This window comes from Qipengyuania pacifica, assembly GCF_019711555.1.
In the GTDB taxonomy this organism is placed as follows: Bacteria; Pseudomonadota; Alphaproteobacteria; order Sphingomonadales; family Sphingomonadaceae; genus Qipengyuania; species Qipengyuania pacifica.
This window is the reverse complement of the sequence record NZ_JAIGNQ010000002.1, coordinates 225,749-252,617: the sequence shown is the minus strand read 5'-3', so window position 1 is coordinate 252,617 and position 26,869 is coordinate 225,749. Positions and strand designations below refer to the sequence as shown.

Here is a 26,869-nt window from a genome sequence, read left to right as displayed (position 1 = left end):
ACGTCAGGCGCGAAGGGGACTTTACGCAATGGATATCATCCTCCTTGGGCCCCCGGGCGCGGGTAAGGGAACACAGGCGCAGCGATTGGTGGAGCATCATGGAATGCGCCAGCTGTCGACTGGGGACATGCTCCGCGAAACCCGCAAGGCCGATAGCGAACTTGGTCGCAAGGTGTCCGACATCATGGATTCCGGCGGACTGGTATCGGATGAGATCGTATCCGCAATGATCGACGCCAAACTTGGCGAGATGGGCCCGGAGATGGGTGCCATTTTCGATGGTTACCCGCGCACGGCAGCGCAGGCCGAACAACTGGATGACATTCTCGCGAAGCATAATCGTCAGCTCGATCATGTGATCGAGTTGGAGGTCAATGAAGACGCTCTCGTGGAGCGGATCACCGGGCGTTACACCTGTGCCAATTGCGGCGCTGGCTATCACGACGTCTTCCATCTTCCCGCGAAGGAAGGTGTTTGCGACAAATGTGGCTCCACGGAGTTCAAGCGTCGCCCGGATGACAATGAAGAGACCGTACGCACGCGAATGCAGGAATACCGTGGCAAGACAGCACCGATCCTGCCCGGATATGAAGCTCGTGGGATTGTTAGCCGTGTCGATGGGATGGCTTCGATTGAAGACGTCACGCACGCCATAGACTCGATTTTGTCCCGCTAATCCGCGGGGCGGACCTCACTTCACATTATTACGCAGCTTCTCGCCTGAAATGGCGAACGAGCTATGGTGGGCGCCGTGTGTAGCTCGCTGCTTGCGCGGGGTGCAAAATCAACCCGTACCGCATGATCTTCGAATATATCGCAATCCCGTTTCCGGGGGGAGGCTTTCAGCTCTGCATGGCCCGGGGAGCGGGGAAACCTAACTGAGTGTACCCGTTGAGTGTGTTCGGGATCACGAGTTCACGTGATCTTGTTTGCGCAAGATGGGAGATGCAATTGGCGTCCGTTTACGACCGGCATGTAGATCTGGATACGTTCATGGAAGGCGTGAAAAAGCGCAATCCAGGGCAGGAAGAGTTCGTTCAGGCCGTCCAGGAGGTCGCGCAGGACGTCTACAGTTTCATCGAAGACAAGGAAGAGTATCACGAGGCGCAGATCCTGCGCAGGATCGCGGAACCCGATCGCATCGTAAGCTTCAGGGTCTGCTGGGAGGATGACGATCAGAATGTCCGCGTCGAGCGTGGCTGGCGAGTGCAGAACAACAACGCCATCGGACCATACAAGGGTGGGATCCGCTTTCATTCCAGCGTAAATGAAAGCGTGCTCAAGTTTCTGGCTTTCGAGCAGACCTTCAAGAATTCTCTCACCGGCCTGCCTCTGGGCGGGGGTAAGGGCGGATCGAATTTCAATCCGAAAGGGAAAAGCGATCATGAGGTCATGCGCTTTTGCCAGAGTTTCATGACCGAGTTGCATCGCCACATCGGCCCTGATGTCGATGTGCCGGCGGGTGATATCGGCGTCGGTTCGCGCGAGATCGGTTACATGTTCGGCCAATACAAGCGGATCACCAATCGGTGGGAGGGCGTGCTGACCGGCAAGGCCACCGAGTATGGCGGTTCGCAAATGCGGCCGGAGGCGACCGGGTATGGCGCGGTATATTTCCTGCGCAATATGCTTTCCCATGCTGATCAGGAGATCGAGGGAAAGACGGCGGTCATTTCCGGCGCGGGGAATGTCGCAATCCACGCCGCGGAAAAGCTCGTTCAACTGGGCGGGAAGGTCCTGACGTTATCGGATAGCGGCGGCTTTATCTACGATCCCGACGGCCTTGATCAGGAAAAAATCGATTGGGTTAAGCGCCTTAAGAACGAGAGGCGCGGACGTATCAGCGAATATGCGGACGAATATCCCGAAGCGACCTATCATGAGGATGAACAGCCATGGAGCGTCGAATGCGACGTGGCCCTGCCGTGCGCCACCCAGAACGAGCTGGATGAAGGCGCTGCAAAGCTGCTGTTGAAGAACGGATGTATCGCCGTTTCCGAGGGAGCCAATATGCCGACCACGCTGGAAGGTGTGAAGGCATTTCACGACGCGAAGATCATGTACGGTCCTGGTAAGGCTGCAAACGCTGGTGGTGTCGCGGTCTCCGGCCTCGAGATGAGCCAGAACTCCGAACGGGTCAGCTGGAACCACGAGCGTCTGGGCGAAGAACTGGCCGAACTGATGGACGGCATTCACGAAAAATGCGTCGAATTCGGTGAAGCGGGCGGATATGTCGATTATGTCCGCGGGGCGAATATCGCCGGCTTCAAGAAGGTCGCAGACGCCATGCTCGCGTTCGGAGTGGTGTAAGAAACTTTGACCGTGCCGATGGGATTAGCTAACAGGGTTGAACTATCAGGCGGGCCGCCCATATCGGCGGCCTTGTCGTGACGTGCGCGCAGGGTGCTTGACGCTGTTGGCGAATCCTCCTAAGCGCGCGTTTCATTCGACATTGCGGTGTGTCCGGCAGGCGGTAGCTATTCGTGCGCCATCCGGACTTTTGTTTCAGGCAAGACCCGTGGATGTCGGTGTGTTTAGCGATGAGATGGGGCTGCGGCATGAGCCGTCCCTGTGGAGCATGGAGAAGTAAGTGGCTCGTATTGCCGGGGTAAATATCCCCACCAACAAGCGCGTTATTATCGCGCTCACCTATATTCACGGTATCGGCCGTTCAAAGGCCGTCGAAATCGCCGACAAGCTTGGCATTGATCACTCGCGCCGGGTTCAGGATCTTTCCGACGAGGAAGTTCTTCGCGTTCGTGAAACGATCGATGCGGACTTCACTGTCGAAGGCGACCTGCGTCGTGAAACCGCGATGAACATCAAGCGGCTCATGGACCTCAAGTCCTTCCGTGGCTTGCGTCACCGTGCCGGTCTGCCCGTTCGTGGCCAGCGCACTCACACCAACGCCCGTACCCGTAAGGGCAAGGCCAAGCCGATCGCCGGCAAGAAGAAGTAAGCCTGGGGTATCCCAGCGCTTTTCCCTTCTTGAGAGAATGTAAGGAAGAATAACCATGGCACGCGAACCCGGCCGCGTTAGGCGCCGCGACAAAAAGAACATTTCGAGCGGCGTTGCGCATATCAACGCCAGCTTCAACAACACCATGATCACCATCACCGATGCGCAGGGCAATGCGATTAGCTGGTCCAGCGCAGGCATGATGGGCTTCAAGGGTAGCCGCAAGTCGACTCCCTATGCTGCCCAGGTCGCCGCCGACGATGCGGGCCGCAAGGCTGCCGAGCATGGTGTGCGCACGCTGGAAGTCGAAGTGAAGGGCCCGGGTTCGGGCCGTGAAAGTGCGCTGCGCGGTCTCGCTGCAGTCGGTTTCACCATCACGTCGATCCGCGACGTGACGCCGATCCCGCATAACGGGGTTCGCCCGTCCAAGCGTCGTCGCGTCTGATCCGTACCTGCCTGGCGGCTCGCTAGCGGGCCGCCGACACACCCTCACGGACCGGACGCTCTATCGAAGAGCGCCGGTCCTGCCCGCATCCGAACCAGGGGATTTTCATGTCCGTCAATATTAAGAACTGGCAGGAACTCAAGAAACCCAGCGTCCTTGACATCAAGGATACCGGCGACAAGGCCCGTAAGGTTACCTTCGTGGCCGAACCGCTCGAACGTGGCTTCGGCCTAACGCTCGGCAATGCGCTGCGCCGCGTGCTTCTCAGCTCGCTTCAAGGCGCTGCGATCACCTCGATCAAGATCGAGAACGTCCTTCACGAATTCAGCTCGCTCGCTGGCGTGCGCGAAGACGTTACCGACATCGTCCTCAACGTGAAGCAGATCGCGCTGAAAATGGAAGGCGAGGGCATGAAGCGCCTGCAGCTTTCCGCAACCGGCCCCGGCGAAGTCAAAGCCGGCGACATCGCTGTTTCCGGCGATATCGAAGTGATGAACAAGGATCTCGTGATCTGTCACCTCGACGAAGGTGCGACGCTCAACATGGAACTGACGGCGGACACCGGCAAGGGCTACCGCCCTGCCGTGATGAACCGTCCCGTGGACGCGCCGATCGGTCTGATCCCTGTCGACAGCCTGTATTCGCCGGTTCGCCAGGTGAGCTACAAGGTCGAGAACGCCCGCGTCGGGCAGGAACTTGATTACGACAAGCTTTCGCTGACGATCGAAACCGATGGCACAGTCACTCCGGAAGATGCAGTGGCGTATGCCGCGCGCATCCTTCAGGACCAGTTGACGCTGTTCGTCCACTTCGAAGACGGTATCCCGCAGCCGACTTCGGCGATGATCGGACAGGCAGCCGAACCTCAGGAAAGCGACACCAACCAGCTTAATCGTTACCTTCTCAAGAAGGTCGACGAGCTGGAACTGTCGGTCCGTTCGGCAAACTGCCTCAAGAACGACAACATCATCTACATCGGCGACCTGGTTCAGAAAACCGAAGCCGAGATGCTCCGTACGCCAAACTTCGGCCGCAAGTCGCTCAACGAGATCAAGGAAGTGCTCTCGTCGATGGGTCTGCGCCTCGGCATGGACATCCCTGGCTGGCCGCCAGAAAACATCGAGGAAATGGCCAAGAAGCTCGAGCAAGAGCTGCTGGGCTGACACCTCGCATGGGGCATGGGCCGGACCCCTCAATCCGGCCCGTATCGGGCTACCTAGAACGGGCCCCCTACGAACGAAGGAAGAACTGAAATGCGTCACAAGATTTCCGGCCGCAAGCTCCAGCGCAAGACTGGCCACCGTAATGCGATGTTCCGCAACATGGCGGCCGCTCTGATCAAGCACGAGCAGATCATGACCACGCTGCCCAAGGCGAAGGAAATGCGTCCCTACATCGAGAAGCTGATCACGCTGGCAAAGCGTGGCGGCCTTTCGAACCGCCGTCTTGCGATGAGCCGTCTGCAGGACGAAACGCAGCTCAAGAAGCTGTTCGACGTTCTGGCGGAACGCTATTCGGATCGTGAAGGCGGTTACACCCGCATCATCAAGGCTGGCTATCGCGGCAGCGACGCCGCCCAGATGGCTGTGATCGAATTCGTCGAGCGCGACGAAGACGCAAAGGGCCAGGATTCGGGTCCGGTTGAAAGCGAAGAAGAATTCGAAGACGCGTAAACCGCACTTCGAAATACGAGACAAGCGGGGCCGGGAGGGAAACTTCCCGGCCCTTTTGTTTTGCACGGGCCTTCAGCCGTGCCACAAGGCGGGGATGATCAGACATGCCCTTGCAGCAACGGCGCTGCTCGCCGCCACCCCTCTTGCCGCGCAATCAACGACGCAGGACGAACTCGACGCTCGCTATGATCGTGCGCTGGCCGCCGGGTACAAGGCACTGTTCCTGTGTAGCGCGCTGAGTGGTCATGCGGCGCATCTGCGCCGGAGCGAATCTTCGGTGAACGATTACGAACTGTCCGGCATTCAGGAGCCGCTCGATGCGATCGTGCCGGAACTTACGCATAGCATCGCGCGCGGGAGCGATGGCGGGCTCGATTATGTAGCGGTGCCATGGGCCGACGACATGTCGCCGCGCGTCGCTGCTTATCGCCAGGGAAAAGGCTGTGCGCTGCTTCCGATCGGTGCCGCTCTACCCGATAGCGAGGCTGTCCGCTCGACGCTAATCGACAGGGTCGGCGCTCCCAATGTCTATCCGCTTCGCGACGCTATCGCGCCCGCCACCATGCGCGCGGCCGAGGCGGCTCTGAGAGAAACCTACGGCGAGGGGACCCGGACAACGGCGGTGATGGTCCGGCAGGACGATCGCACCCGTGGGGAAGCCTATGCCCAGGGATACGACGCGGATTTGCCGCAGCGCACCTGGTCGGTCGCCAAGAGCCTCGCGGCCACGCTGATCGGTGCGGCGGTCCAGCGCGGCGAAGCGGATGTCGCAGCTTCTGCCGGGCTCGGGCTCGACGATAGCGACCCGCGGCGGGCGATAACTATCGACCATCTGCTCCGAATGGCCTCGGGCCGCTATTCGGACACGCCGGGCAACCGCACCGATCCGCTTTATTTCGGCGGCGCGACGGTGGGCGAAGTGGCGCTCGATTGGCCGCTGCTCAATCCGCCGGGCACGATCTATCGTTACGCCAACAACGACACGCTGGCCGCGGTTAAGGCGATCGAGGAAACGTTCGACAAGCATCCGCCGGCCGGACTGTTCGAAACCCTCGGCATGCACTCGACCGTGGCTGAGACCGATTGGCAGGGTGACTACATCCTTTCCAGCCAGGTCTGGGCCAGTTCCGCCGACCTTGCCCGCTTTGGCCAGTTCTATCTAGACGATGGAATGCGCAACGGCGCCCGCATCCTGCCCGAAGGCTGGATTGATTACGTATCTACTCCCTCTGGTCCGCAGCCCGATGGTCCCTTTGGTTATGGCGCAGGGTTCTGGTTGCTCAATAATTCCGAAGGCGTTCCGGCCGATACGTTCGCTGCCATGGGCAATCGCGGGCAATTTGTCGTTATCGTGCCAAGCATGAACACGGTGATCGTAAGACGAGGCGAGGATCCGCCCGGTGCGCGGTTCGATATTGCGGCCTTCACCCGCGATGTCCTTGTTTCTCTTCGGGATTGATTATTCAGCAAAGTGCTACATTTTCTGAACGGCGACTGTCGCTAGAGTTCAGCCGGACCTCACTGCGAATCGTCTAGAACCTCTTTTACAGCCGAGGCAGTCCCGCCGCGGCCCAATGAGGAGGACCTCGAGATGAAAACATTTGCAAAGACGTTCGCGAAGGGTGGGATCGCAACGGCAGCTGTGGGTGCCATGGCACTCGCAGGGGCGACCCCCGCGCAGGCTCGCGGCCACGACGATGGCATTTCCGTCGGCGAAGTGATTGCCGGTGCCGTCATCATCGGCGGTATTGCAGCGGTCGCCAGCGCCGCCAGCAGGGACCGCGACTATTATCGGGGCGACCGCTATTATCGCGACGGCCGATATTACAACAACGGCAATGACTACCGTCGCAACACTTATGCAAGCAGAGGCAACCCGCGTGCTGCCGTAGAGCGCTGTGTCAACGCTGCGAGGAACGATGCCCGGCGCTACGGTTATCGTCATGCCCAGGTTACGGAAATCCGCGATGTCGATGACACTCGATATGGCTGGAAGGTGAAGGGCCGGATGGTCGTCGATGGCAGTTATGCCGGTGGGCGTTACGACCGTTATGGCTATCGTGACCGGAACAATCGCTATCAGCGCTGGAATGACCGTGACAGTGGCAATTTCACCTGCCGGATAGAACGCGGACGCATTGCCGATCTCGACTTCAGCGGCATCCGCAGGCTGCGGTAATTCACGAAATATACCACTATGGGCGGTTCAGGCATCGTTTAGCCTGCACCGCCTAACTACGCATCATCAGCAATTGCGCGTTTAGGTGGGGCGCGCCGAAGGGGTATCGGACATGCCGTCCATTAAATCCGTTTCTGTCGTACCAGCACTTCTGGCCGTCGTATCAATGACGGCCATGCCCGCCCAAGCAGCCGAACTGCCGCAGGTCGGACCGGTGCACGTTGCACAGGCCATCAGCCCGGCTTGGGCACCAGGCGACGACACGGCCGATCAATACCGGCGCTACAGGCACCGCCGTCATCGCGGCGTGGACGCCGGCGATGTGATTGCAGGCGTTTTGATCCTCGGCGGAATTGCCGCAGTGGCGAGTGCCGCAAGTAGTTCGCGTGATCGAAATCCACGCTATCCTGATCCTCAGCGCGGCGATTATCGTTATGACGACACCCGCGGGCTGGACCGTGCGGTGAGTATCTGTGTGGACGAGATCGAACGTAATGCGCGTATTCAAACCGTCGATGCGGTCAATCGCAACGCGCGTGGGTGGAGCGTAACCGGTTCAATGTATGATGGGCAGAGCTTCAGTTGTTCGATCGGCGAAAACGGGCGGATCGATGCGATCGACTACGGCCGCGGCGGTGCTACCTACGGAAATGGCTATTCCGATGGCGGATATGGCTACGAGGCAAACAATGGTATCGACGATCGGCAGTATAGCGATGATTACTATGCCGCCGCACGAGCACGCACTGAAAGCGCCGTACCTGCCTATCCCGGTGGGCCGTTGCCGGGTGAAGAGGACCAGTCATACGGAGCAGCCGATATCGAATGAGGTGACGGCTATCAGGGCGCGGGAAATTAATCCCGTCCGTAGGCAGGCAGGGCCAAGTTCCATCTGATTGCAGCGAGCCGCAGGCCATACCCGGCGGCCGTCGCACCCACCCAGACCCACTCGCGCACCAGGCCCACCAGATCGCCAAGCACATTGGTGGTGGCTGAAAGGGCGGCGGCCGTGACGTACAGTTCCGGCCGCATGAGGATCGATGGTCGGCCAGCTATGACATCGCGAATGATGCCGCCCACACAGCCGGTTATAACTCCCATCAGTATGGCAGGGGTGGGCGGTAAACCATATTCGAGTGCTTTGGCGGACCCGAGAACTGCATAGGCAGACAGGCCAAGTCCGTCCGCAACCGAGAGGAAGCGCCCCTCCCACCAGCGGGTAGGCGTAAACCAGGCGAACAGCGCCATCGCCAGACAGATGGCCGCAACCCAAGCATCATGAATCCAGAATACCGGTGCCCCGATCAGAAGGTCACGGACCGTGCCGCCGCCAACACCGGTGATCAGGGCAAAGAAGGCGAGCGTAACGAAGGTTTGTCTCTCCTTCGCCGCTACCAAAGCGCCGGTAAGAGCAAAGATGGCCACACCGGCAAGATCCAGCCAGTCGAGCAGGGGGGTAAGAACTTCGGAATTCACGATGCGGCCATACGCGATTTTCGACGACGAAACAGCAGCACGCAGCCGAACAGCGATCCGATTACCGACAGGACGGCAAAGAGTATCAGGATCGGATGATGCGTGTCCTCGCGCGTTTGCAAGTCCATGATGTGCAACCCCCACACGAAGTCGAAGGTACGCCACCATTTCGTCCGAACCGCTTCTATCTGCCCAGTTTCCATTCCGACGTAAACATGTGTCCCGTCATCCAGGACGACTTGCCAAACCGGCATGGCACGACGGAAATCGAGCGGCACCGCTTCCGCTTCGAAACGGGCCGTGCTGGCAACTTGGTCACCACCGTCGATGCCGTCGGCCACAATCAGGCGAGCCTCGACTTCAGACAACGGACCCATAGGACTGCCGTCGGGCCGGAAGCGGGCTGTCTTGCCGTCCATGTAGGTGATGCGGGTGGTGGTTTCGCCGCGTTCCACCTGCGTGGTTACCGATCGTACCGGACGTGTACTTTCAGCCGGCAGCGACACGGCAATTTGCGTATCAGCGGGCAGGGCGCGTTCTGGAACATGTTTGCGCAGATGGTTGCCGCGGACTTCCTCTATGGGTTTCGCCACCATGACGAGGCCGGTAATCGTCCACATCAGAATGGGCGCCCCCACCAGCCATCCGAGCCAGATGTGCAATTTGGCCAAGCGCTTCATCGCGCGCTGCTGTCCCATCTTGCAAAGGCTCCCTAGCCGTGGATGATTGTGCCGATGGCTTCTGCCGCGGCGATGCAATCGAGGTCGGCCCACCTGCGCGATATGACCTGCAGTCCGCAAGGTAGGCCCCCGCTTTCGCCCACAGGAAGAACGGTGGCGGGAAGGTTCGGATAAGTCGCCAGCCCGGCCCAGCACAGCGCCGCTCCCCCAGGCTGTTCCGCTCCGTTTATGGTCATGGTCCCATCGAAGACGCGGCCATCGCGGTGCGGGACAGCGAGAACAGGTGCGGGCGGGGCAAGGACGAAATCGTAATTATCGAAAAGGGTATGCCAGGCGTTCTCGTTGCGGGTTTGCGCATCGAGTATGTCGAACCAATCTGTGGCGCTGGCCCGCTCACCGTTGGGTCCAGGCATGCCGCGAGCCATGGCTACATTGAGCATCCTCATATACTCAGCCTGTTGCCGTGCCAGATCGGGGAGCAGTTCGCTTTTGCGGTCGATGGTCACCCCGGCTCGTTCGAGTGTTGCCGCCGCCGCCTCGATCGGAGCCTGCACCGAAATGTCGGTGGGGCAGGACGGGTGTTCGGTGAGGAGGAGGATCCGACAGTCTCGCAGCGTTTTCTCCATCCTCCGCAGCGGAACGGTTTGTGTCAGTTGCAACAGCAGGCGAAGATCGGCGGCGTTGCGGGCAAGCGGCCCAGCGATGGACAGCGCACCATCATGGGCATCACCGCCGCTCATGGAAGGGTGATCGTGTCCCTGTTTTGGGATGAGACCCCAGCTCGTCTTGTGACCCCAAACTCCGCAGAAATGGGCAGGAACGCGCACCGATCCGCCGATATCGGTGCCGTATTCACACGGGACCATGCCGCTTGCGACGGCCGCAGCCGAACCACCCGAGGACCCACCTGGCGAGCGCTCATGGTCATGGGGGTTGTTTGTACGGCCATAGACCGGGTTATTCGATTGCCAGTCGGCCAGATCGGGCGGCACATTTGTCTTACCCACGAAGATGGCGCCCGCAGCCTTCAACTGGCTGACCACTCTGGAATCGCGAGATGCTATGTTGTCGGCATACGCCTCATGGCCCCAACTGGTGGGAAGCCCTTCGATATCGAAGCTTTCCTTGATTGTCATGGGAACGCCGAACAGGGGGCGTTCACGCGCCGAACGATCATCCATCATCCCCTTGGCTCGATCCCGCGCCCGGTCGAAATCTGTCACCACTACAGCGTTGATGTGCGCATCAAGACGCTCGATCCGCGCGATGGCCGCCTCCACGGCGTCGAGCGGGGACATCTCGCCCCGGCGCATCGCTTCTGCAAGTTCGATAGCACCGGGATTGTCGGTCAGCGTCGGATAAGCCATGATGTCTCCTCTTGGGTCGGCAATGTCGGATAAGCCGACCCCGCGGTCAATCGCCCACTTGCGCGGGACACATGGCCGCCGCATGACGTTGCGCTGATGTCATAAAGATAATTCTGGAGGACCGATCATGCGTCGCGCCATTCTTCCCCTACTGTTCGCCAGTGCGGCCTGCGCCCCTGTTGCCAATGATGCTCCGGTAATGTCTACCGATGCACCCCCCGCTGCCGCGTCCGATGGTTACGATCTCCAGGCCCAGTACGCGAAGTTGGCCGTCATCGAGATGGCACCGGACACGTCTTACCTGACTGCGGAAGAACGCGACGTCGTCAATCTGCTGATCCAGGCCAGCGGCTATATGGACGAGATTTATCTGCGCCAGCGCTTCGCCGCCAACCCGCAGGTTCGCCAAGCCATCTCGCGCAGCCGCCGTGCCGATCGAGATCTGCTGTTGACCATGTTCGACCGGTATTACGGCGCTTGGGACGATCTCGACGAGTTTCATCCCTTCTGGGGCACAGAGCCGCTGCCCGAAGGGGCCGGCTTCTATCCCACCGATCTGACCCGTGAAGAATTCGATGCTTATCTGACGGCTCATCCTGCACAGAAAGACGAATTGCTGGCCCCGTACACCGTGGTGAAGCGCGAGGGCGATGGGCTGGTCGCTGTCCCTTATTCGGTGGAATATCGCGAGTGGCTAGAACCTGCTGCCAAACTCTTGGAACAGGCCGCCCAGCGTACGAGCAACCCGAGCCTCAAGAAATTCCTGACATTGCGTGCCGCCAGCTTCCTGTCCGACGATTATTACGAAAGCGAAATGGCGTGGATGGACTTGGCCGACACGCCGATCGAAGTCGCGATTGGACCCTACGAAGTCTATACCGACCGCCTGTATGGTACGAAAACCGCTTTCGAAAGCTTCGTCACGCTGCGCAATCCCGAAGAGAGCGCCGCTTTGGCGAAGTACAAGAATTACCTGCGCGATATGGAAGGCAACCTTCCGATCGAGGATCGCTACAAGAATTTCCAGCGAGGCTTCGAAAGCCCCATCGCGGTGGCCGATCAGATCCACGGTGGGGGCGACAATGTACCAGGCGTGCAAACCATCGCTTTCAACCTTCCCAACGACGAGCGGGTGCGCGAAGCCAAAGGTGCCAAGAAGGTCATTCTCGCCAACGTACTCGGCGCGAAATACGAACGCATTCTGGATCCGATCGGCGATGTCGTGCTGAAGCAGGATCAGGCCGCACTGGTCGCGAAGAAGTACATGGAACTGGAAACGCTGTTCCATGAACTGTCCCACAGCCTCGGGCCCGGTACGATTACCAAGGATGGCCGCCAGACGACGGTGAACGAGGAACTGAAGGAACAGTATTCGGCGCTGGAAGAGAGCAAGGCCGACGTCATGGGCGTCTGGAACATTCTCTTCATGATGGAGAAGGGCGAAATCCCCGCTGCCGAGAAGCAGCAACTTTATGCCAGCTATTTCGCCGGTATTTTCCGCGCGATGCGCTTCGGGATCGATGAGGCGCACGGCAAGGGCGCAGCATTGCAATACGGGTATCTCAAGGAAAAGGGTGCGTTTACCTGGGATGCGGCTGGCAACCGCTACATCGTCGACTATGCGAAAATGGAAGCTGGCCTGCGCGACCTTTTGCATGACCAGCTGATGCTGCAGGCGAATGGGGATTATGAAGGGACCAAGGCGTTCTTCGCTCGTTATGCCAAGCTCGACGATTGGGCGCGCGGACGTTTCGCCGCAATGAGCGATATTCCAGTGGATATTCAGCCGATCTACCCCAGCGAAGTGTAGATAGCCGTCAACGGGGGGCGAGGATCACCGATGCGGTGCCCGTCCCCCAGACTGGCAAATACAGGCCCTGTCCCGCCGCCTTCAGGCGTCCGGTCTTCACCTCGTCGATTTGCGCACGAATAACGACATCACCTTCGCGCTTGGTATCGATGGCATTGGCGATCTTGGACATCAATTCGTCGTAATCTTCTTCGAAATTCTGCGTCAGAGCAGTGGCAATGGTTTGTGAAAACCCAGGCGAATTGGCGATCTGCAACAGGAAATCGGTGGTGTCGCGATCGGTATCGCCGGTAATTTCGAGGTTGGAAAAACTGACTTTGCGAGAGCCCGGCCCGTTGACGGGGAGGGCGGTCAGCCAAACCTGGCCCGTCGCATCGCCGAACTTTTCGTCGGCTCGGGCTGCCTTGAAAGTCAGGCCCAGCGCAATGCGGTTTCCGGTAGTGCCATAGGCAACGACCTGTCCGAACCTTGCGTTCACCGGCCCGATCCCGGGCACTTCGAATGGCCGCGCGGACCGTCTGACCAAAGCCTTCGCTACCACCGGTTCGAGTTGCTTGTAATCTGCGATGACGGGGATGAAGAACTGCATCTTGCCAGGCTGCTCTTCGAGCTTTGCAAGTGGCGGCAAGAGTTTGCGCTTTGGGTCTGGCTGACGCTTGCCGACGAACGTTTCGGTCACCGCCTTCATGCCCAGTCGCAACTCCATGCGTTTGCCGCGCAGCGTGTAGCCGCCATAATAGAGTTGTTCGGGCACGATCCGCATCCAGACGGGCGGGTTCGTCTCGTTAAGCTGGAGGGATGTGAAGGCTTCGCCCCATAGGCGTTCGATATCTTCCCGCAGACCCAGCTTCGCCAGTTCCTGCGGCAAATTGCGTTCCAGGCGCGCGATCAGGGGTTTCAGTTTGGCGTCCGCGTCACTGGTGAACTCGATACGCTGTCCAAGGAAGTCGACGTGGGGTTCGTCGGTCCAGTCGTACTGGATGTCGACCTTGCCCTGCGGGTTCCATTGACTGTCGATCGAAAGCCGAGCGACGACGCGTACCCTGGCATCTCCCGTTGCGGTTTCCTGTTTGAGGATACCGGCAATATCCTGCGCCTTGATTTCGGCATGGATCGGCATCGTCAGGATGATGTCGCGTCCGCGACCGTCGATCGTCACGCGTCCGCGTGTCACAGTGCCCACGATGTCGCATTTGATGGTGGGCGTCTTGAGCTTGACGAAGGCCACCTTGACCTTTTTCGATGCGGCGCAGGTCTGGTCCTTGCGGTCTATGGTCCACAAGGTTCGCGGTATCTCTTTCGACATCTGCGTTTCGAGCGCGGTCAGATCGGCAGTTACGGGTACTGCGACGAGCGAACTTCGAGGTTCGATGTCGATCGCATCCGTAGCGCGCGGAGGCGGCTCGAAATCCGGCTCCCGGCTGCAGCCGACCAGCGCCATCGCGCTACAGCTTGCGGCGATCGCCAAGTGCCTGATTTTCATGCTCGATCGCCCCGATGCCCTGTTGCGCAAATCTGCGGCATGGATGGGGTATCGGCAAGCGGAAAGTTTATCGGGACGATCCTATGAGGAACAATGCCAATCCATATCCGAGGATTGCCGAGGCACCGTAGCCGATGAGCGGGAAGGGATAGTTCGATACAAGAGCAGCGATGGAGAAGCCGGCAAACGATCCGGCAAGGGCAAAGCGCTGGCTGACCGTTCCGCTGCGAAGTCCGGCGAGCAGCGCGACCGTGCCCAGCAGGGCAACCAGAATGCCGACTGCCAGCCACAGCGAGACCTGAGCAGCGTCGACCAGAATACGTTCAACGTACGGCTGGGCGGGGAGTTCGCCGCGGACCAGCATGGACAGGCTGGCGAGGAAGGCTGCAAACGCGATGCAGCCTGTCGCCCAGTGGGGCCGCGCCACATAGAGCCCGATTGCGGCACCTGTTATGGCCAGACCGGTGCCGGCATCGGGCTGGAGGAAGACCGCCACCAACGCCGCGATCAATGCTATCTTGCCGGGCCCCTTACCTTCTGCGGCCAGAACACTGATGGCGGGTAGGACAAGCAGCCCGGCATGGAGCAGCACCGGGCCGATCGGCAGCCAGCGCGCGATGCCATTGACCGCCACTCCGCTGAACAGGGGGACGAATAATAGCCCGACGGCTACAACCAGGATCGGCAGCCGATGCTGGCGTTTAACGCGCGCCTTGCCGAAAGCCATCAGCGCTATCGACAGCAGCAGAGCTGTCGCATTCACGAGCAGGTAGTTCCTTGGAGCACCTGCAAGCAGCAGATAGGTCAGCCCGACGAGCGAGGGTATGGCGAGTGCCGGAATTGTCGACACTCGCGCAGACATTCAGATTCTCGCCCCGACTGCCACGACAGCGATCAGATGTGGATCGGCTTGCCCTGAACCGCCATCGCCGCTTCCTTGATGGCTTCGGAATGCGTCGGGTGGGCATGGCAGGTGTAAGCGATATCTTCGCTGGTCGCACCGAATTCCATGGCCTGTGCGGCCTGGGCGATCATGGTGCCGGCGACGCTTGCGATGCACCACACGCCCAGAACGCGATCGGTTTCCGCATCCGCGACGATCTTCACGAAACCATCGGGTTCATGATTAGTCTTGGCGCGGCTGTTGGCCATCATCGGGAACTTGCCGACCTTGACCTTGGCCTTGTCGCCCAGCTTCTCGACCGCTTCTTCCTGCGTCAGACCGACACCGGCGAATTCGGGCCATGTGTAAACAACACCCGGGATGATATCGTGGTTCACGATACCGGTCTGGCCGGCGATGTTTTCGGCACAGGCTATGCCTTCGTCTTCCGCCTTATGGGCGAGCATGGGACCGGGGACGACATCGCCGATGGCCCATACACCGTCGACCTTGGTGCGGAAATCGTGATCGGTTTCGATCTGGCCGCGCTTGTTCACTTCAAGCCCGATCGCATCGAGGCCTAGGCCTTCTGTGTTCGGACGGCGACCGATCGAAACCAGCACGCAATCCGCTTCCAGCGTTTCTTCGTCGCCGCCGGCAGCCGGTTCGAGCGTCAGCGTGGCTTTTGAACCATCGACGGTGCATCCGGTAACCTTGGTCGACAGTCGCAGTTCCATGCCCTGCTTCTTGAAGATCTTGGCCGCTTCCTTGCGAACATCGTCATCCATCCCCGGCAGCAGCTTGTCGAGATATTCGACAACGATGACCTCGGCACCAAGACGACGCCAGACCGATCCGAGTTCCAGGCCGATCACGCCCCCACCGATGACGACCATCTTCTTGGGCACGGCCTTGAGTTCGAGAGCACCGGTGGAATCGACCACCACCTGCTTTTCGTTGTCGACTTCGACACCCGGCAAGGGGGTAACGGAAGAACCGGTGGCGATGATCACATTCTTGGCCGTGACCGTTTCATCGCCGACCTTGACCGTGTGGGCATCCTGGAAAGTGGCATGACCTTTCTTCCAGTCGACCTTGTTCTTCTTGAACAGGAATTCGATCCCGCCGGTCAGACCTTTCACCGCGTCGCGGCGCTGTGCATGCATGGCGTCGAGATTGAGCTTGGGCGTAACCTCGATGCCCATTTCCTTCATCGTGCCGTTGCTGGCCGCGTCGAAGTATTCAGAGGCGTGCAGCATGGCCTTGGAGGGAATGCAACCGACGTTGAGGCAGGTGCCGCCGAGCGTCTCGCGGCTTTCGGCGCACGCCGTCTTCAGGCCGAGCTGGGCCGCACGAATTGCGGCGACATAGCCACCCGGGCCAGCACCGATGACGAGGACGTCGTAGTCGTATTCTGCCATGATTCGTCTCTGTTAACTTTCGTTGCGTCGCAGACATGGACCGGGTGTTACACGGTCCAAAGGGTAAAAACGGTCCGGGGTGAACGGACGCAAATCGCAGGTGCCGACAAGATCAAGCGAGTGGGCCATGGCTGGCATCATGGCACTTTTGCCAGTCTGTAGGACAGCCTTTCGCACACACGCACTCCAATCGGCGTTGCTCTTACAGGTCGATCAGCATCCGGGTCGGATCTTCGATCGCTTCCTTGATGATCTTCAGGGCGGTGACCGCTTCCCGGCCGTCGATCAGACGGTGATCGTAGGACAGCGCGATATACATCATCGGGCGGATGACGATTTCGCCATTCACGACGACCGGGCGATCCTCGATACGGTGCAGGCCGAGGACGGCGCTCTGCGGCGGATTGATGATCGGGGTCGACATCAGCGAACCGAAGACGCCGCCGTTCGAGATGGTGAAGGTGCCGCCCTTCATGTCGTCCATCGTCAGCGTGCCGTCCTTGGCGCGCTTGCCGAAATCGGCGATGTCCTTTTCGATCTGCGCGAAGCCCTTGTCCTGCGCATCGCGGATGACCGGAACGACCAGACCATTGGGAGCGGACACGGCAACCGAGATATCGACATAGTCGTGATAGACGATTTCATCGCCTTCGATATAGGCGTTGACCGCTGGCACGTCCTTCAGTGCAAGACAGGCCGCCTTGGCGAAGAAGCCCATGAAGCCGAGACGGATGTCGTGCTTCTTGGCGAACATGTCCTTGTACTTGCCGCGCGCTTCCATGACGGCGGACATGTCGACGTCGTTGAACGTCGTCAGCAGCGCGGCATTGTCCTGCGCACCCTTGAGACGCTTGGCGATGGTCTGGCGCATGCGCGTCATCTTGACGCGCTCTTCACGGCGCTCGCCCGCGGCCGATGCCGGTGCGGATGTGCTTTCAGCTGGCTTGCTGCCACCCGACTTCTTGGCTTCCGCCGCAGCGATCACGTCTTCCTTGGTCAGGCGGCCGTCCTTGCCGGTGCCCTTGATCGTGGAAGGATCGACGCCGTGTTCGAGCACTGCGCGGCGCACGGCAGGCGAAAGCGTTTGCGAACTGTCACCGTCGGTCGCTTCCTTGGCCTGAGCGGGCGCAGCCTTTTCAACGTCCGCTTCGGACTTGTCCGCCTTGGGTGCGTCGTCGCTATCGCCGGAAGATTTTGCCGGAGCGTCGCCTTCTTCGATCACCGCGATCACTGCATTGACTTCGACCGTGTCGCCGACGTCGACCTTGAATTCCTTGATCGTGCCGGCAACGGGGGAGGGAGCCTCCACCGCGACCTTGTCGGTTTCCAGGCTGATGATGGGTTCATCGACGGCGACCGCATCGCCGACTTTCTTCAGCAATTCGCCGACGGTCGCTTCGGTGACAGATTCACCCAGCGTAGGAACTTTGACTTCGGTGGCCATATTCTTGCTTTCCCGAATTACTTGCAGTCGCTGCGGACATTGGGCGCCTGACCGTTGAGGCCGAGCGCGATATTGACGAGGGCTTCCTGCTGCACCTGATGGCGGCTGGCGTAACCCGTTGCTGGCGAAGCCGCCACTTCACGGCCGGCGTAGCAGGGGCGCATGCCGGACTTGCCCGCAGCCTCTGCAGCCTCTTCGATCAGACGGTCGACAAAGAACCAGGCACCGTTGTTCTTCGGTTCTTCCTGACACCAGACGATCTGTTCGAGGTTCTTCATGCGTTCGAGGCGTACGGCCAGCGGTTCCCCCGGGAAGGGGTAGAGCTGTTCGATACGCACGATCGAAACATCGTCCAGTTCCGCTTCGTCGCGGCGCTGCATCAGGTCGTAAGCGACCTTGCCGCTGCACAGCACGAGGCGCTTTACCTTCTCGTCGTCAATCTCCTTCATGTCGGACTTGATCCGCATGAAGTGATTGTCGCCCTGGAACTCGCTCGCTTCTGATTTGGCAAGCGGGTGACGCAGAAGGCTCTTCGGCGTCATGATGACCAGTGGTTTACGGAAGTTGCGGAGCATCTGCCGGCGAAGGACGTGGAAGTAGTTCGCCGGGCTGGTGATGTTGCAGACCTGGATGTTGTCGTTCGCGCACAATTGCAGGAAACGTTCGAGGCGGGCCGAACTGTGTTCGGGGCCCTGACCTTCATATCCATGCGGAAGTAGCAGCACCAATCCATTGGCGCGGAGCCATTTTGCTTCGCCGCTGGCAATGAACTGGTCGATGACGATCTGCGCGCCGTTGGCAAAATCGCCGAACTGCGCTTCCCACATCACCAGGCTTTTGGGATCCGCCATGGCGAAACCGTATTCGAAGCCGAGCACGCCATATTCGGACAGCGGGCTGTCATAGACCTCGAACTTGCCGTGCGGCAGCGTGGTCAGCGGGATGTATTTGTGTTCGTCCTTCTGGTCGATCCACACGGCGTGGCGCTGGCTGAAGGTGCCGCGGCCCGAATCCTGCCCGGACAGACGCACACCGAACCCTTCGGTCACGAGGCTGCCGAACGCCAATGCCTCTGCGGTGGCCCAATCGAACCCTTCACCGCTGGAGAACATCTCCTCCTTGGCCTTGAGCACGCGGCCAAGCGTCTTGTGGATCGTCAGGTCGCCGGGGATACCGGTGAGTGTACGGCCAAGGCTGTCAAACAGCTTCTTGTCGATCGCCGTTTCGACATTGCGACGCGCACTTTCCGGATCGGCAGGCTTGTTCATGCCGGACCAGCGACCGCCGAACCAGTCTGCCTGATCGGGCTTGTAGTCCTTGGCCGCCGCAAATTCCTTTTCGAGGTGCGCGGTGAACTCGGCGCACAGCCCGTCGGCATAGCCCTTTTCGATCACGCCTTCTTCTTCGAGGCGCTTCGAGTAGAGTTCGCTGACCTTGGGATGCTGACGGATTTCGTCATACATCAGCGGCTGGGTGAACTTGGGCTCGTCGCCCTCGTTGTGCCCGAACCGGCGATAGCACCACATGTCGATCACGATGTCGCGGCCGAAGGTCTGGCGGTATTCGATCGCCAGCTTGCAGGCGAAGGTTACCGCTTCGGGATCGTCGCCGTTGACGTGGAGGATCGGTGCCTGAACGCCCTTGGCCACATCGCTGGGGTAAGGGGAGGACCGCGCGAATTGCGGGCTGGTCGTGAAACCGATCTGGTTATTGATCACGAAGTGCAGGCAGCCGCCGGTATTGTATCCGCGGACACCCGAGAAGCCGAGACATTCCCACACGATACCCTGGCCAGCGAAGGCAGCATCGCCATGAAGCAGAACGGGCAGAACCTGTTCGTGCTGCTTCAGATCGTCGCGGATGGCCTGCTGCGCGCGGGCCTTGCCGAGCACGACCGGGTCGACCGCTTCGAGGTGGCTGGGATTAGGAACGAGGCTCATGTGAACATCGATCCCGTCGAATTCGCGGTCTGTGCTTGTACCAAGATGGTACTTCACATCGCCCGAGCCGCCGACGTCTTCCGGGTTGGCGCTGCCGCCAGAAAATTCGTGGAAGATAACCTTGTAGGGTTTGCCCATGACGTTGGCGAGCACGTTGAGCCGGCCGCGGTGGGCCATGCCGTAGATGATTTCGCGCACACCCTGCTGGCCGCCATATTTGATGACAGCTTCCAGCGCCGGGATCATGGATTCGCCGCCATCGAGGCCGAAGCGCTTGGTCCCGACGTATTTCTTGCCGAGGAACGATTCATACTGTTCGCCGCGGATAACCGCCGCGAGGATGGCGCGCTTGCCCTCGTCGGTGAACTGGATGGTTTCTTCGGGCGTCTCGAACCGTTCCTGCAGGAAGCGGCGCTCGACGGTGTCCGAAATATGCATGTATTCCAGGCCGACATTGCCGCAATAGGTATGCCGCAACGCATCGTAGAGTTCGCCGATGGTTACCCAGCCGAAGCCGAAGACGCCGCCGACATAGACTTCCAGATCCTCTTCACCCTCGAAGCCGTGGCCCTTGAGCGTGAGGTCTTCGGGAATTTCCCGCTTTGACAGACCGAGGGGATCGAGGTTGGCGGCAAGATGGCCTCTGACGCGGAACGTGCGCACCAGCATCATTGCACGATTGGAATCGTCCGATGCTTTCTCGAGCGCCTTGTCGTCGAGCTGTTTTCCGGCCTTTTCGGCAGCCTTGGCGACCACCACGCGCATCTGCGTGGGGTCGAGCGCGGCGGTAAGATCCGCGCTGCTGTCGACCACTTCGGTCAACCAGGCAGGATTGCTCCAGCTGGGCCCCTGCTGGGGACCTTCCTGGTCGCCCAGCTCGGGCAGGAAATCATGGCTTTCGTTACCCATCCGGGTCACCTTCTTGCGCCGACCAAATGTCGGCTCCTAATGGCAATGCCTCAGCGGCGCGGACGGTCCCGGGGAGGAGGGTGGCCCGCGCCGGGTATCAGGCAAGTTCCTTGAGCAGCGCGTCGAGCGTGGTGCCGAGTTCGCTGGGCGAGGGCGAAACGCGGATGCCCGCCTTTTCCATCGCTGCGATCTTGTCTTCCGCACCGCCCTGGCCGCCCGAGACGATGGCACCGGCATGGCCCATGCGGCGGCCCGGAGGCGCCGTGCGACCGGCAATGAAGCCGACCATGGGCTTTTCAACGCCCTTCTTCGCCATGTGCGCGACGAATTCGGCGGCTTCTTCTTCGGCGCTGCCACCGATTTCGCCGATCATGATGATCGACTTGGTCTCGTCGTCCTTGAGGAAGAGTTCCAGCACGTCGATGAAGTTGGTGCCGTTGACCGGGTCGCCGCCGATACCGACTGCAGTGGTCTGGCCGAGGCCGACCATGGTGGTCTGGTGGACGGCTTCATAGGTCAGCGTGCCGGAGCGGCTGACCACGCCGACGCTGCCCTTCTTGAAGATGGAGCCGGGCATGATGCCGATCTTGCATTCGCCGGGCGTCAGGACGCCGGGGCAGTTCGGGCCGATCAGGCGCGACTTCGAACCCTGCAGAGCGCGCTTGACGCGGACCATGTCGAGCACGGGAATGCCTTCGGTGATGGCGACGATCAGTTCCATCTCGGCATCGATTGCCTCGAGGATCGAGTCCGCAGCAAACGGCGGCGGCACGTAGATGCAGGATGCGGTTGCGCCGGTAGCGGCCTTGGCTTCGCCGACGCTGTTGAAGACCGGCAGGTCGATGTGCGTGGTGCCACCTTTACCCGGGGTCACGCCCGCAACCATCTGCGTGCCATAGGCGAGCGCCTGCTGCGTGTGGAAAGTGCCGGTATCGCCGGTCATCCCCTGGGTGATGACCTTGGTGTTCTTGTCTACGAGAATGCTCATGTGTGTCTTTCCTGTTCGGTGTTTTTCGCCGTTCAGGCGAGCGAGCTGTCCAGGCCTTTGCAGGCTTCCAGCAGTTCTTCGACCGCGTCGGTCGATACCTTGAGGTTGCTCTTTTCCTCATCGCCGAGTTCGATTTCGATCACGTCTTCCGTGCCGCCCGCACCGATCACGGTGGGAACGCCGACGTAAAGACCGTCGAGACCGTACTTGCCTTCGACGTAGCTGGCGCAGGGCAGGATGCGCTTGCTGTCGCCGAGATAGGCTTCGGCCATGGCGATCGCGCTGGTTGCGGGTGCGTAATAGGCCGAGCCGTTGCCGAGCAGGCCGACGATTTCACCGCCGCCGCCGCGGGTGCGCTTGACGATCTCGTCCAGGCGGTCTTCCGACACGCCCTTGATCTTGGCCATGTCCTTCACCGGAATGCCGTTGATCGTCGAATAGGACAGGACCGGCACCATGGTGTCGCCGTGGCCGCCCAGAACGAAGGCGTTCACGTCCTTCACCGAAACGTCGAATTCCCAGGCCAGGAAGGTGGCGAAGCGCGCGCTATCGAGCACGCCGGCCATGCCGACGACCTTGTTGTGCGGCAGACCGGAAAATTCGCGCAGTGCCCAGACCATCGCGTCGAGCGGGTTGGTTATGCAGATCACGAAGGCGTCGGGGCAGTTGTTCTTGATGCCTTCGCCGACCGACTTCATCACCTTGAGGTTGATGCCGAGCAGGTCGTCGCGGCTCATGCCGGGCTTGCGCGGAACGCCCGCGGTGACGATCACCACGTCGGCACCGGCGATGTCGGCATAGTCATTGGTGCCGGTGATCTTCGCGTCGAAACCCTCGATCGGGCCGCACTGCGACAGGTCGAGCGCCTTGCCCTGCGGCATGCCTTCGGCGATGTCGAACAGGACGATGTCGCCCATTTCCTTCTTCGCGGCGAGGTGGGCGAGCGTGCCGCCGATCATGCCGGAGCCGATAAGGGCGATCTTCTTGCGTGCCATTGGGGGTAGCGTCCTTGTTCCTGCCATGCGGGACAGCGATGTTACCCGGACCATGAATGGGCCATGCATCAAGTGTCCCGCAAAGGAAGCATGGCACCGGTCGATTGCGAGAGCGACCTAGGCGCGCCAACACGGGAATGCAACCGGCAAACGGCACACGCAGAAAACTATCTTTGCAAATGGTTCGCAATTGCAATAGGCTGGTGGGCTCAGCTCGTTGCGCAAGCTAATTTCAGAACGATAATCCCCTTCTTTCGCGAAGTTGGTCAAGCCGTTCCGCGACTGCGCGTATCGTTGTTTTGTGACGATCTGTCTTCGGCCAGCAGCAGCGACGCCTGATACGCTGGAATGGCGCGGCTGAAGTGATACCCTTGTCCAAGTGTACAGCCCGCAAACCGAACAGCCTTGACCTGTTCGGTGGTTTCCAGGCCCTCGGCCACGATTTCGATGCCGAGCGTGCGGCCCATCTGCGAAACTGCGCGGATGATTGCATCGCTCTTGCGACCGGCCTGTGCGCCCGACACGAAACTGCGATCGACCTTGATCTTCGAAAACGGCCATTGATTTATATAGCTGAGCGAAGAGTAACCCGTTCCGAAATCGTCGAGCGCAAACCGAACTCCGGCACGCGCAAGATCTTCGATGAACATCCCGATGCTCGGGCTGTCTTCCAGAAACACGTTTTCAGTAATTTCAAGCTCGAGACGGTCCGGCGACAGGCCCGCATCTCTGATCGCGCTGAGAATACCCAGAGCCGCGCCCGGAGCCTTGATCTGCATCGGCGAAAGATTGACCGCGACGGATATATCGTCGGGCCAGGCTGCGGCCGCCCGCGCGGCTTCGCCAGTGAGCCAGTTGCCGAGAGTTACGATTGCGCCGCATTCTTCGGCAACCGGGATGAACTGATCGGGAGGAATTTCTCCCCTCGTCGGGTGGAACCAGCGCGCCAGCGCTTCGAAACAGCGAATGCGCCCCGTATCCAGATCGACGATCGGCTGAAAGTAGACGGACAGTTCATGCCGCGAGAGCGCAAGGCGAAGTTCCGTCTCGATCTTTCGGCGATGGGTCAGGTCCCTGGTCATCGAAGGGGTGAAGAAACGAATTTGGGATCGTCCGGCGACTTTGGCTTCATACAGCGCCATATCCGCATGGCGCATCAGTTGATCTGGTGTCACGCCATCGTCCGGCATCAAGGCAATGCCGATCGATGCGCCCATTTCCAGGCGTTCCCCATCGACTTGCAGCGGGCGCATGACCTCGCCCAGGAGCGTGCTGGCCATGACGGACGCGGCGTTGCGGTCGGCTATCTGGCAGGCAACGACGAACTCGTCACCGGCGAAGCGAGCGACGATACCGTCTTCGCCGACCAGCGCGGCGATCCGCGCGCCAATAGTGTGCAGAACCTCATCACCTGCTTGATGACCTTTGAGGTCGTTGACTTCCTTGAACCTGTCCAGGTCGATCCAGAAAATACCAGCCTGACCGTCAACATCTGCCGAGATGAGGCCAGGCAAGAGGCGGTCCAGCCCAAGACGATTGGAAAGCCCGGTTACCGTGTCGGTCAGGGCAAAGGTTTCCATTTCCGCTGCCAGCGCTGCGCTGCGGTCTGCTGCGTCGAGGGATTCGTGCAAGGTGCGAAAGATGGAGGTGACGATCGAGTACATTGCGGGAAAGAGAAGAGCGATGGTTATCGCAAGACATGCCCCGGCGATCGAACCATGGGCGATGGACGCGATGACGATAGGTGTCGACACCAGCGTCAACTGGCCCAGAGCTATGGCCGGACGCGCGGCGTTGTGCGCGCAGATGCCTATGCCGTAGCCCAGCGCATTCGAAATGATCAGGACCTGCGCCATCGCATCGATGTCGAGCGCGATGGCCGACGCGGCCACAGTGCCGAGGATGAGGCTGAAGCCGAACGCGCCGAACTTGTAAGCGAATTCAAGCTGGGCCGCACTTATCTCTTCCGGGCGCTTCGCCAGGTGACGAGAGTTGACAATGCGCAGGACGGCGATGCTGCTGAGCAGAAAGACAAGAGAATAGAGGAGGGCGCTACCGGACAGATAAGCCACGACCGTGCTCGAGATGGTGCAGTTCAGGGCGCCTACTGCAAGAGCCGTGCGCCGGTCGTAGAGAGAACGAATGAGAGAGTTGCGAGCTTTCTCGCTCAACGGATCTGTCGACGACGCGTGGGCGACGTACCGCTTCAAATCGAATGACCCGCTTCGCTCACCCATGGCAAAGCGTTTAAGGCGAATCCATCATATTTCAGTTAACGGTAATACGTGGATTTTCCGAAGTTATACGGGGGATATGCTCGCCAGCAACGACTTGATGGCAAGCTGCTCATCAAGGCGTCTGGCCAGCCCGCGATCGAGCGTTCGGCAGATGCCGAGCCACCAGTCGTAACTTTCGGTGTCGTCGACCGCATGGGCGTGTTCAGCCTGCTGCGCCGCAACTTTCGCCGCGCTCAGGCCATGGTTCGCAAAGTGCTTCAGCGCTGCATGCATCACGCCATCGACAGGGGAAGCGGTGGCGACCATCTGCGCTGCTCCGGCATTGTCGTTCGCCGCGCGCGAGTGCGCTTTGCGAGCCAGTGCCCGGGCAATCGGCGAATGGGCGGTGGAACGTGCGGCAGCGAAATGGACCGGCATGCCATGGTCTCCTCAGGGGGGGCTGGGCTGTTGACCCCCCTCATGGCCGAAGCACGCTAAACTTCGGTTCCGCAGCATGGTTGTAGAGACGTAAAGGATTGCCTTCGTGTTGGCCCGCAAGCCTATTTCTTCCCGGGCTCGTTGATCCATTTGCCTGAATTGGCATACTCCTCGCGAACCCTGCCGGATTGCGGGAGCTTGTCGGCTGGAGGTGCGGGGGCGGGCGCCCCAACCGGCGCATCCGGTTCGGCACTGATACCGATAGCGGCATTGGACGGAGGGGTAGGCTGTACAGGGCCGGGGACGTCCGCTTCCGCGCGCCGAACGTTGGGGGCGGCAAGCGGCTCCGCGCCGGCATAGTCGTCGGTAAAGGCACCGGCGGTTCCGGCCCCGCCTTTCCAGCGATAGAAACGATGCGCGCCGATGGCACCGATATAGTCGAGGCTGGCGGCCCAATAGGGGTTCACGTAATTGGTGTGGTAATGTGTGGCCAGGCCGACGGGCTTGTAAACCTCGCCCGCCAAGGCACCCAGCGCTACGGATTGGGCCACCGCCCACCCCCGGCGGGAAGGGGTGCGCGCCAGTGATCCGTCGCAGGTGAAGCTGAACTGGCAGCCCGTCTTGCGTTCCGACCCCTGAAACACCACACCGCAGATGCTGGCGGGATAGGCGGGATGTGCAACCCGGTTCAGGACCACTTGCGCCACCGCTTGTTGGCCCGACAGGCTTTCGCTGGCGGCTTCGTAGTACACGGCCATGGAAAGGCACTGCAATGCGCGCGCCTTGTCGATACCGTTGCCCGTCTGGCGAAATGCCTGTGCCGCTGCACCCGCGCCATGACTTTGTGCAAATTCGACGGTTTCAAGCGTCCCTTCGCTCTTGCGAAGGTCGGCGATATCTGTGGCAAGGCGCGGGGCATCTTCGAGGTAATAGAAGGCCGATCCAGGAAAGCTTTCGCCAGCCGTTTCGAACGGCATGGGCGTCAAGGGTACGCGTTCGTCGCCCAGGCCAATCGCGCTTCTGAAATCGGACCATTCGCCTTGCGCAGCCACGGTCGGAAGAGCGATGGCAGCGCCAAGAATACCGAGGCGGGTCGCCAGTTTACGGCGATCCTGCAGTCTGGCGGCCCGGCGCTGGGCGCGCGGCGAGGCGACGTGCAGCGCACGGTCCTTGTCCCCGGCCAACGCTTCCAATCCGCTCAAACTGCGTCCTTCTTTCAGGAACTGCCCATAGCCGATACCCCGGAAGGCCGACAGATGTGTGCGATCGCCATCCCGCAACGGGACGGGATTCGATGGCGCCCTATAACAGCAAAACTTAATGAAGTTGCGTCTTGTGCAACGACACATTGCGCAGTAGTCGGCGCCGCGAGTCACGGGTTGGCCTGTTTTGCGCAGGCCCGAAGAGGGAAGAGGGTGCAAGCCCCTCGCTGCTCCCGCAACTGTGACCGGGGAGGTCCGCTCCATATGCCACTGCGAAAGCGGGAAGGCGGAACAGGGCCGCTGATCCGGGAGCCAGGAGACCTGCCCATGACCGTCGTTCGGCTGCAGGGCGGGGTGTACC

At 60.4% G+C, this 26,869-nt stretch carries 23 protein-coding genes and 1 riboswitch; of the genes, 10 read left to right on the top strand and 13 right to left on the bottom strand.

Features of this window, described 5'->3' with window-relative positions:
- The first annotated feature begins 28 nt into the window (after positions 1–28).
- From K3177_RS06380 to K3177_RS06340, 9 genes are all read left to right on the top strand, one after another.
- On the top strand, positions 29–676 hold the full coding sequence (locus K3177_RS06380) for an adenylate kinase (protein WP_103023212.1): 648 nt from the start codon (positions 29–31) through the stop codon (positions 674–676).
- A 269-nt stretch (positions 677–945) separates the two neighbouring features.
- Positions 946–2,310: an NADP-specific glutamate dehydrogenase gene (gdhA, locus tag K3177_RS06375; RefSeq protein WP_221597619.1), complete on the top strand. Its 1,365-nt coding sequence runs from the start codon at positions 946–948 to the stop codon at positions 2,308–2,310.
- Between the two features lie 280 nt (positions 2,311–2,590).
- Positions 2,591–2,959, top strand: coding sequence for a 30S ribosomal protein S13 (gene rpsM / locus K3177_RS06370; protein ID WP_103023214.1), 369 nt, complete (start codon positions 2,591–2,593; stop codon positions 2,957–2,959).
- Positions 2,960–3,014: 55 nt separating this feature from the next.
- Positions 3,015–3,404, top strand: a complete 390-nt coding sequence (gene rpsK / locus K3177_RS06365; protein WP_006831904.1) for a 30S ribosomal protein S11 — start codon at positions 3,015–3,017, stop codon at positions 3,402–3,404.
- 107 nt (positions 3,405–3,511) lie between these two features.
- Positions 3,512–4,567, top strand: a complete 1,056-nt coding sequence (locus K3177_RS06360; RefSeq protein WP_103023215.1) for a DNA-directed RNA polymerase subunit alpha — start codon at positions 3,512–3,514, stop codon at positions 4,565–4,567.
- Positions 4,568–4,657: 90 nt separating this feature from the next.
- Positions 4,658–5,077 carry a 50S ribosomal protein L17 gene (gene rplQ / locus K3177_RS06355; protein ID WP_103023216.1) on the top strand — a complete coding sequence of 140 codons (420 nt, stop codon included), beginning with the start codon at positions 4,658–4,660 and terminating at the stop codon, positions 5,075–5,077.
- A gap of 94 nt (positions 5,078–5,171) precedes the next feature.
- Positions 5,172–6,536 carry a serine hydrolase domain-containing protein gene (locus K3177_RS06350; RefSeq protein ID WP_221597618.1) on the top strand — a complete coding sequence of 455 codons (1,365 nt, stop codon included), beginning with the start codon at positions 5,172–5,174 and terminating at the stop codon, positions 6,534–6,536.
- A gap of 132 nt (positions 6,537–6,668) precedes the next feature.
- Entirely contained in the window at positions 6,669–7,256 is a 588-nt protein-coding gene (locus K3177_RS06345; protein WP_221597617.1) for a hypothetical protein, read from the top strand.
- Positions 7,257–7,368: 112 nt separating this feature from the next.
- Positions 7,369–8,085 carry a hypothetical protein gene (locus K3177_RS06340; RefSeq protein WP_247714318.1) on the top strand — a complete coding sequence of 239 codons (717 nt, stop codon included), beginning with the start codon at positions 7,369–7,371 and terminating at the stop codon, positions 8,083–8,085.
- A 26-nt stretch (positions 8,086–8,111) separates the two neighbouring features.
- Here K3177_RS06340 and K3177_RS06335 read toward each other — a convergent pair whose 3' ends face one another.
- Genes K3177_RS06335 through K3177_RS06325 form a run of 3 tightly spaced genes read right to left on the bottom strand, consistent with a single transcriptional unit; the run spans position 8,112 to position 10,779 of the window.
- Complete coding sequence (locus K3177_RS06335; protein ID WP_221597616.1) at positions 8,112–8,732, bottom strand: trimeric intracellular cation channel family protein; 621 nt, start codon at positions 8,730–8,732, stop codon at positions 8,112–8,114.
- The gene (locus tag K3177_RS06330) at positions 8,729–9,430 is read right to left on the bottom strand and encodes a PepSY domain-containing protein (RefSeq protein ID WP_221597615.1); all 702 of its coding nucleotides are present in this window, start codon (positions 9,428–9,430) and stop codon (positions 8,729–8,731) included. Before K3177_RS06330 ends, K3177_RS06335 begins: the two co-directional genes overlap by 4 nt.
- Before the next feature lie 14 nt (positions 9,431–9,444).
- A complete protein-coding gene (locus tag K3177_RS06325; protein ID WP_221597614.1) occupies positions 9,445–10,779 on the bottom strand; it encodes an amidase family protein in 1,335 nt (444 codons plus the stop codon).
- A gap of 127 nt (positions 10,780–10,906) precedes the next feature.
- Here K3177_RS06325 and K3177_RS06320 point away from each other — a divergent pair, with 127 nt between their 5' ends.
- Positions 10,907–12,589, top strand: a complete 1,683-nt coding sequence (locus K3177_RS06320; RefSeq protein ID WP_221597613.1) for a dipeptidyl-peptidase 3 family protein — start codon at positions 10,907–10,909, stop codon at positions 12,587–12,589.
- 7 nt (positions 12,590–12,596) lie between these two features.
- Here K3177_RS06320 and K3177_RS06315 read toward each other — a convergent pair whose 3' ends face one another.
- From K3177_RS06315 to K3177_RS06270, 10 genes are all read right to left on the bottom strand, one after another.
- Positions 12,597–14,072 (bottom strand): DUF4403 family protein, encoded by a 1,476-nt coding sequence (locus K3177_RS06315; RefSeq protein ID WP_221597612.1) that lies wholly within the window; start codon positions 14,070–14,072, stop codon positions 12,597–12,599.
- A 67-nt stretch (positions 14,073–14,139) separates the two neighbouring features.
- The gene (locus tag K3177_RS06310) at positions 14,140–14,922 is read right to left on the bottom strand and encodes a hypothetical protein (protein ID WP_221597611.1); all 783 of its coding nucleotides are present in this window, start codon (positions 14,920–14,922) and stop codon (positions 14,140–14,142) included.
- Positions 14,923–14,966: 44 nt separating this feature from the next.
- Complete coding sequence (lpdA, locus tag K3177_RS06305; RefSeq protein ID WP_221597610.1) at positions 14,967–16,376, bottom strand: dihydrolipoyl dehydrogenase; 1,410 nt, start codon at positions 16,374–16,376, stop codon at positions 14,967–14,969.
- A gap of 202 nt (positions 16,377–16,578) precedes the next feature.
- Positions 16,579–17,820, bottom strand: a complete 1,242-nt coding sequence (gene odhB, locus K3177_RS06300; protein WP_221597609.1) for a 2-oxoglutarate dehydrogenase complex dihydrolipoyllysine-residue succinyltransferase — start codon at positions 17,818–17,820, stop codon at positions 16,579–16,581.
- A 17-nt stretch (positions 17,821–17,837) separates the two neighbouring features.
- Positions 17,838–20,669, bottom strand: coding sequence for a 2-oxoglutarate dehydrogenase E1 component (locus tag K3177_RS06295; RefSeq protein ID WP_221597608.1), 2,832 nt, complete (start codon positions 20,667–20,669; stop codon positions 17,838–17,840).
- Positions 20,670–20,766: 97 nt separating this feature from the next.
- Positions 20,767–21,657, bottom strand: coding sequence for a succinate--CoA ligase subunit alpha (gene sucD / locus K3177_RS06290; RefSeq protein WP_103023228.1), 891 nt, complete (start codon positions 21,655–21,657; stop codon positions 20,767–20,769).
- Positions 21,658–21,689: 32 nt separating this feature from the next.
- Positions 21,690–22,652, bottom strand: a complete 963-nt coding sequence (gene mdh, locus K3177_RS06285; protein WP_221597607.1) for a malate dehydrogenase — start codon at positions 22,650–22,652, stop codon at positions 21,690–21,692.
- A 266-nt stretch (positions 22,653–22,918) separates the two neighbouring features.
- Positions 22,919–24,862 (bottom strand): putative bifunctional diguanylate cyclase/phosphodiesterase, encoded by a 1,944-nt coding sequence (locus tag K3177_RS06280; RefSeq protein ID WP_247714317.1) that lies wholly within the window; start codon positions 24,860–24,862, stop codon positions 22,919–22,921.
- A gap of 90 nt (positions 24,863–24,952) precedes the next feature.
- The gene (locus K3177_RS06275; RefSeq protein ID WP_221597605.1) at positions 24,953–25,306 is read right to left on the bottom strand and encodes a hypothetical protein; all 354 of its coding nucleotides are present in this window, start codon (positions 25,304–25,306) and stop codon (positions 24,953–24,955) included.
- 122 nt (positions 25,307–25,428) lie between these two features.
- Positions 25,429–26,508 (bottom strand): cell wall hydrolase, encoded by a 1,080-nt coding sequence (locus tag K3177_RS06270; protein ID WP_247714316.1) that lies wholly within the window; start codon positions 26,506–26,508, stop codon positions 25,429–25,431.
- A 157-nt stretch (positions 26,509–26,665) separates the two neighbouring features.
- Positions 26,666–26,851: riboswitch (cobalamin riboswitch) on the top strand.
- The last annotated feature ends 18 nt before the right edge of the window (positions 26,852–26,869 follow it).